The organism is Flavobacteriales bacterium, from assembly GCA_013001705.1.
Taxonomy (GTDB): Bacteria; Bacteroidota; Bacteroidia; order Flavobacteriales_D; family JABDKJ01; genus JABDLZ01.
In genome coordinates, this window is the sequence record JABDLZ010000084.1 from 22,219 (window position 1) to 28,589 (window position 6,371).

At 47.1% G+C, this 6,371-nt stretch carries 8 protein-coding genes and 1 other RNA gene; 6 read left to right on the forward strand and 3 right to left on the reverse strand.

Features of this window, described 5'->3' with window-relative positions; translation table 11 throughout:
* Positions 1–2: 2 nt before the first annotated feature.
* Positions 3–1,004: a PorP/SprF family type IX secretion system membrane protein gene (locus tag HKN79_03285; protein NNC82576.1), complete on the forward strand. Its 1,002-nt coding sequence runs from the start codon at positions 3–5 to the stop codon at positions 1,002–1,004.
* A 137-nt stretch (positions 1,005–1,141) separates the two neighbouring features.
* Positions 1,142–1,675 carry a hypothetical protein gene (locus tag HKN79_03290; protein NNC82577.1) on the forward strand — a complete coding sequence of 178 codons (534 nt, stop codon included), beginning with the start codon at positions 1,142–1,144 and terminating at the stop codon, positions 1,673–1,675.
* 8 nt (positions 1,676–1,683) lie between these two features.
* On the opposite strand, the gene HKN79_03295 is transcribed toward HKN79_03290, so the two are convergent.
* Entirely contained in the window at positions 1,684–2,169 is a 486-nt protein-coding gene (locus HKN79_03295; GenBank protein ID NNC82578.1) for a 6,7-dimethyl-8-ribityllumazine synthase, read from the reverse strand.
* A 12-nt stretch (positions 2,170–2,181) separates the two neighbouring features.
* Positions 2,182–2,871, reverse strand: a complete 690-nt coding sequence (locus tag HKN79_03300) for a tetratricopeptide repeat protein (GenBank protein NNC82579.1) — start codon at positions 2,869–2,871, stop codon at positions 2,182–2,184.
* Between the two features lie 93 nt (positions 2,872–2,964).
* On the opposite strand from HKN79_03300, the gene HKN79_03305 reads away from it, so the two are divergent.
* The 3 genes from HKN79_03305 (at position 2,965) to mscL (ending at position 4,831) form a co-directional block, all read left to right on the forward strand.
* Positions 2,965–4,074: a DNA replication/repair protein RecF gene (locus HKN79_03305; GenBank protein NNC82580.1), complete on the forward strand. Its 1,110-nt coding sequence runs from the start codon at positions 2,965–2,967 to the stop codon at positions 4,072–4,074.
* A gap of 10 nt (positions 4,075–4,084) precedes the next feature.
* Entirely contained in the window at positions 4,085–4,357 is a 273-nt protein-coding gene (locus HKN79_03310) for a DUF721 domain-containing protein (protein ID NNC82581.1), read from the forward strand.
* Between the two features lie 72 nt (positions 4,358–4,429).
* Positions 4,430–4,831 carry a large conductance mechanosensitive channel protein MscL gene (gene mscL / locus HKN79_03315; protein ID NNC82582.1) on the forward strand — a complete coding sequence of 134 codons (402 nt, stop codon included), beginning with the start codon at positions 4,430–4,432 and terminating at the stop codon, positions 4,829–4,831.
* A gap of 68 nt (positions 4,832–4,899) precedes the next feature.
* Here mscL and HKN79_03320 read toward each other — a convergent pair whose 3' ends face one another.
* Positions 4,900–5,151, reverse strand: coding sequence for a DUF1456 family protein (locus HKN79_03320; GenBank protein ID NNC82583.1), 252 nt, complete (start codon positions 5,149–5,151; stop codon positions 4,900–4,902).
* A gap of 57 nt (positions 5,152–5,208) precedes the next feature.
* Here HKN79_03320 and rnpB point away from each other — a divergent pair.
* An RNA gene (gene rnpB, locus HKN79_03325) (RNase P RNA component class A) lies at positions 5,209–5,564 on the forward strand.
* Positions 5,565–6,371: the final 807 nt, after the last annotated feature.

Sequence of the window (6,371 nt, forward strand, 5' to 3'; positions counted from 1 at the left end):
TTATGAATATCAAGGTCGCTACATCTATCATAGGGCTATTGATATGTATGACGACCAGTGCTCAGGATTACCAGTTCACCCAGTTCTACGCAGCTCCGGTGAACCTAAATCCTGCATTCACAGGAAATACCACTCAGAGTAGGGTGGTCATGAATTACCGGAATCAGTGGACAGCTATTCCAGGTGCTTTTGTGACCTATAACCTGACTTATGAGCATTTCATACCCAAGATCAAAAGTGGAGTAGGGATCCTACTCAATCATGATCAGGCAGGTAGTGGAAATCTGGGATACACGAGTGTCCTGGGATTGTATTCGTATGAGTTCCAGATCAATTATGATCTGTACATACGACCGGGTGTATCCTTTGGAAAGAGTTTCAGGACCCTGGACTACAACAAATTGGTCTTCGGTGATCAATTGGTCCGTCCGGATGGTTCTTCTACCATTGAGACATTTGAAGACATAGGAAGCTCCTTCTTCGATGTGGGTACAGGAGTACTCATGTACAGTCACGATTTCTGGATAGGTGCCTCGGCCGCACATATCAATAAACCCAATGAATCGCTTCGTGGGCAAGAAGCACTTGTTCCTATCAAGGCCAGTATTCATGGTGGATACCGGAACATGATGAAGAAGAAGACCAAATCCGGTCGTTTGCAATCCACATTGGCTGCTTTCAACTATAGGATGCAGGAGGACTTCGATCAATTGGATCTAGGGATATACTATGAATATAGCCCAGTGGTATTCGGAGTGTGGTATAGAGGTCTACCAGGATTCAAGAAGAACGACTATGGGGTATTAAACCACGATGCCATCGCATTGCTATTCGGATATGAGATCAGAAAGCTCAAATTCGGATACAGTTATGATATCACCATCAGTCCCTTGATCTCCTCTACTGCGGGTTCCCACGAGGTATCACTCATCTATGAGTTCCATGATCCGCGCAATAGGAAGTACAGTAAAAGGAAGCGTATAATACCCTGTGCCAGATTCTGATAGGATAACCATTTCACCCTTGACTTCGTAACAATGATGTCCGTAATATCCAATATGCTTATTTTCAGCCACCTTTCGGGGAATACAGCGAGTTCCGTTAGATGGGAGAAGAAGGACATAGCAAGATTCGATCAGAGATGAGCAAGATTCTCGACATAGAGAACGAGCGGTATGCTTCAGAACCCGACATGGAGATCATATACTCCTTTGTAGGTCCTTTGAATCATGACCGTATACATGAGATCACGCAATCTGTAGAAAGTTCATTGATCGAGAAAGGGGTCTCTAAGGGCACTGTCAAAAAAACATTCACCATTCTTATAGAAGGTCTTCAGAATGCCTACATACACGGTAAGGAGTCCGAAAGGGATAAGTACTTGGGCCTATCTGTCATCCGTACGGGTGAGATTGTCAATATCACCATTCTGGGATTGACCGACACTTCCAACTTCCATAAGGTCAGTGAACTGGTGGGCGAACTCAATGAGATGGACAAAGGCGACATCAAGGCCCACTATCTAGAGGTCATGACCAATGGTCAGATGTCTGCCAAAGGTGGTGCTGGTCTGGGATTGATCACCATGGTCATGAAATCAACAACCGGGATCGAGTTGGATTGCCATCCTATCGAGGAAGAGAATTATATCATTGCCAGCCGCATGAGGGTCTGACCCTCTACTCAAAGTGATTCTTTGAGTGTTAGCATCTTCAATGCTGCCACGGCCGCTTCAGAACCCTTATTGCCATGTATACCGCCTGAACGGGCTCTGCTCTGCTCGATGGTGTCATCGGTCAGTACACAGAAGATACAAGGGGCATTATATCTCAGACCTACTTGTAGGATACCTTGACTGGCTGCTTGGCACACATAGTCGAAATGAGCTGTTTCACCACGTATCACACTGCCTATACAGATCACTGCATCGACCTTATCGGATTCGAAAAGGAATTGTGCACCTAGTGGGAGTTCGAAACTGCCTGGAACGGAATGGATGAGGATATCCTCCTTGTCCATTACTTGATGTAGTACTTCCAAGGCACCATCCATCAAGGCGTGAGTGATCTCCTCGTTCCATTCAGAATAGCAGATACCTACTTTCTTCCCTTCCGGAATGGCAAGGTCTTCAGGTGAATATGCAGAGAGGTCTTTACCAGCTGTGGCCATCAGGCAAGGGCATCAACCGTTGGCAGCCAGGGCAGCGGTCACGCGAGCAATATGCTTTTCGATATCACGGCCTGCATTCGTCTGACCGAATTCGACCTTGATGCGCTGGAAGGAATCCAGGGCTTTCTGAGGATTTCCTGCGGCCTCATAGGCCAAGCCGAGTTTCTTCAAGTAAATCGGAGTTGTGAAATCATTGGCCGTATGTGATACGGATTTCTCATAGGAGGAAATGGCCTTATCCCAGTCTCCAAGCTCCAGATAGGCATCGCCCAAAGCGCCTAGTCGGGTCGCCTCTACCAGGACATCGTCAAAGGAGGCCTTATCCAGATACATGACCGCTGACTCATAGTCGCCTAGATTCAAGTAGGAGAGACCTGCATAGTGCGTGGCCAGATTGCCTGCAGGCGTACTTCCGTATTCTTCTGCAACATCCAAGAATCCATAGTTGTTTCCATCACCTTCCAAGGCCAGACGTAGAGAGTCGATCCCGAAATAGTATTCCGACTTCCACATCATAGCTGCTGCCTCCTCGTTCTGAGGTTCGATGATGAACTTCTGATAAGCGAAAAACGCAACTATCGCACCTAGCACTATGAGAATGCCTGTGGTGATGTGCTTACTGTTCTTATTGATGAAGGTCTCCGTCTTGGAGTACGCGTCAGCTACGTCAATAAGTGTCTCTTCTGATTTGTTGGATGCCATGGGGTATCTGAGAAAAAAATTCGTGCAAAAATAGACTTTTTCAAGCGGGTGTTCAAGTATGGAATCAAGCTTTGGACAGTGTACCTTCGTCCCATGGAGCTATTCCTCAAGAAACTCAGACTCTATCAATTCAAGAACCATGAGGAGTTGGATCTCGAGTTCTCCCCATCTATCAACTGTATCACTGGTAAGAATGGCTCGGGAAAGACCAATGTACTCGAGGCTATTTATTACCTCGGCTTTTGCAAGGGATATTTCAATGTGCAGGATTCGCAGAATATACAGCACGGCAGGGAAGGCTTCTCCATCATGGGAGAATTCGAGAAGAATGGACCAGTGACCCTACACTGCGCTGTGCAGAGGGGGCAACGAAAGAAATTCAAGAAGGACGACAAGGAGTATGAACGTCTGGCCGATCATATCGGTGCTTTTCCTGTGGTCATCATATCTCCCTATGACGTGGACCTGATACGTGAGGGTAGTGATGAGCGTAGGAAATTCATCGACCTGGTGATCTCCTTGGATGACAAGGAGTACCTCCGTCAGGTCATCGACTATAATCGGGCCCTTTCTCAACGGAACAACCTCTTGAAATTCTTTTGGGAGAATCGGACCATGGACAAGACACAATTGGCCATCTGGAATGAGCAGCTGAGTGACCTGGGCAACCGGATCCACAATCGCAGGAAAGACTTCTTCGAAGAATTCGCTCCCATGTTCAGAGCATTCCAGAATAGCATCAGTGCCGATCGCGACCAGGCAGATATCCAATACCGCTCACAACTCCATGAGCAGGATATGGCTGAAGCGCTTGATAGCGGTCTGGACGCTGATATGCGCAGGCACTTCACTCTCTTTGGCATTCATAAGGATGACATGGAGATGACCGTAGGTGGTCATCCAGTGAAGAAATTCGGTTCTCAAGGACAACAGAAATCCTTCTTGATCGCCTTGAAACTGGCGCAATTCCAATTCATCAAAGAGCGCACAGGTATGCGCCCGCTGCTACTACTGGATGATGTATTCGATAAGATAGACGATGAGCGGGTGCAATACATGGTCGATCTGGTGAGTAGGGACACATTTGGTCAGATATTCATCACAGATACCAGTCAAGAGCGCATGGATCGGATTCTCTCTACCTTGGATCAAGAGTATAGGATGATCGATATGGAGCAAAAGGAGCAAGGCATTGAAGCGTAACAAGAACGATATGAGCCTCGGTGAGGCGATCGAGTACTACTTGCGTAGCACCAAGATGTATAAGCGCTTCCAGGAACAAGAAGTGTTGAAGAACTGGCCGGATGTCATGGGCCCGGCCATCGCCAACCATACCCGGGATATCCAGATGAAAGATGGAGTCCTATACGTACGTCTGGATTCGGCCGTATTGCGGAAGGAGCTCGAGATGAGCAGAGAGAAGGTGGTGAGGATGATGAATGAATCTACTGGATATCAGGTTATTAACACCATCAAGTTCCTGTAATTCAGAATTTGTCCTAGAATTCTGTGACTTTCCATTTAGACTTGCGTCTGAATCAAAATTAAATCGAACCAGATGTTAAAAGAATTCAAGAGTTTCATAATGACAGGCAATGTCGTTGACTTTGCTGTAGCTGTGATCATGGCAGGAGCCATCGGACTAGTGATCAACGGTTTTGTGAATGATATCGTCATGCCTGTTGTCGGTGAGTTCACCGGAGGTGTGGATTTCGCTGACCTGAAGTACGTCCTTTCAGAAGAAGTGGTCGATGCTGAAGGCACCATCGAAAAGCCACAGAATGCGATCCGCTACGGATCATGGATCAATTCCATCATCAATTTGATCATTGTCGGATTTGTGATGTTCATGATCGTTAGAGCTTATAACAAGACTAAGAAACCTGAGCCAGAACCCGCACCGGCCGGTCCGAGTGAAGTGGATCTTCTGACAGAGATCAGAGATTCCTTGAAGAGATAAGCAAGGCATCTTTCAATCCATCGAACCCAGACCGAAAGGTCTGGGTTTTTTTATGCCGTATTACAGATCTATTCCGGTTTCTTCGGCCTCTTATCCTCCATAGGCCCTCTGAGGTGGATGATCAGACCATTGAGGAAGTTACGGAGCACTTGGTCCCCGCAATTCATATACTTCGGATGATCGGGATTGCGGAAGAATGCATTCAAGCGACTCACTGATATCTCGAAATCGACCAATTTGAGAATGGCGATGATATCCTTGTCCCTCAGCTTATGGGCTACCCTTAACTTCTTCAGTATATCATTATTGGTCAGTGCCATGTCAGCTCCTTTTATTCAGCGGTGCAAGTTACAATTCCGATCTTTGGCACTCGGAAGAACGAGACCCGGCCTATCGCTGGAGTACTGTAAGGTACTCTGGAGGAAAGTCCGGACAGCACAGGGTACTGTACTTCTCAAAAGGAAGGCGTTTGTCCTGCAAAGGGCAGATGACAGATAGTGCTACAGAAATTCAGACGGCCTCACACATGTGCGGTCAAGGTGAAAAGGCGGGGTAAGAGCCCACCAGTGATGCAGAGATGCATCAGCTCAGGTAAACCTTGCAGGCTGAAAGACCATGTAAACTGACGTTTGAGAACGACCCGTTCGATGTCAGAGGGTAGGTCGAGTAGATAAATGATAGGCACCTTCACTTGTGAAGGTCACAGAATCCGGCTTACAGGGTCTCGTTCTTCTTTTTCTTGAATAGTGCTCTCCGATCCCTGGTCATGAGTGCTTCTCTTGAGTAAGTGATTCTCTAAAGCTATGGCCACACATTGGGCATCACATCGGTAGTGCATCTTGAAAAGCTTGAAGCTTGACAGATACTGCATAGCAAGACCATCGAATGGATGGAGCAGTGGAATCACTCCGAAAGTGAAATTCTTTGATGCTTCTCTGATCGAATCCAGGTTATGATCGGAGGGGCCTAGGAACGGTGAGGAACATTCTCCAGTGAGTTTCATCCAGGCATTCTCTAAGAGCAAGCGATCCATGGGTGCTTGTGTGCGATCGGATAGTCGCGCTTCGATGGCCGCCTCGACCACAGACCTGATCTTCTCGAGCTCAGCATAGTACTTCAGAGATATTAGATCGGCAAACGAGTAGAGGATGGTTGCATCTATGGGATACCAGGCACAGAGGCTCCATTTCTTATCGAGGAACCATCCGCTCTGAACAGATTCGGTCAAAAGCGTCAGAGAACTCCTATCGAGCTCGTCCACACCGAGATCATATTGCGCATTGAAGAAGAGTACATTGCATAGGACCACCAGATCCAAGTCCACATAGAGATCTTCGCTACCTATCCAAGTGTTGTAGAATCTCTTTTTACGCAATTGCTTCGGAATCCTTCGAATGAACCTGCCTCGCAAGCCATTGGATTGGTGATGCAATATCTCCTTGATCCGGGTCGCTTCATTTACATCGTGCGTTCTGCCTCTGAAGGCGATACAGGTATCATCTGCATCATCCGTAGGTTGGAAGAGGCCATATCTGGATAA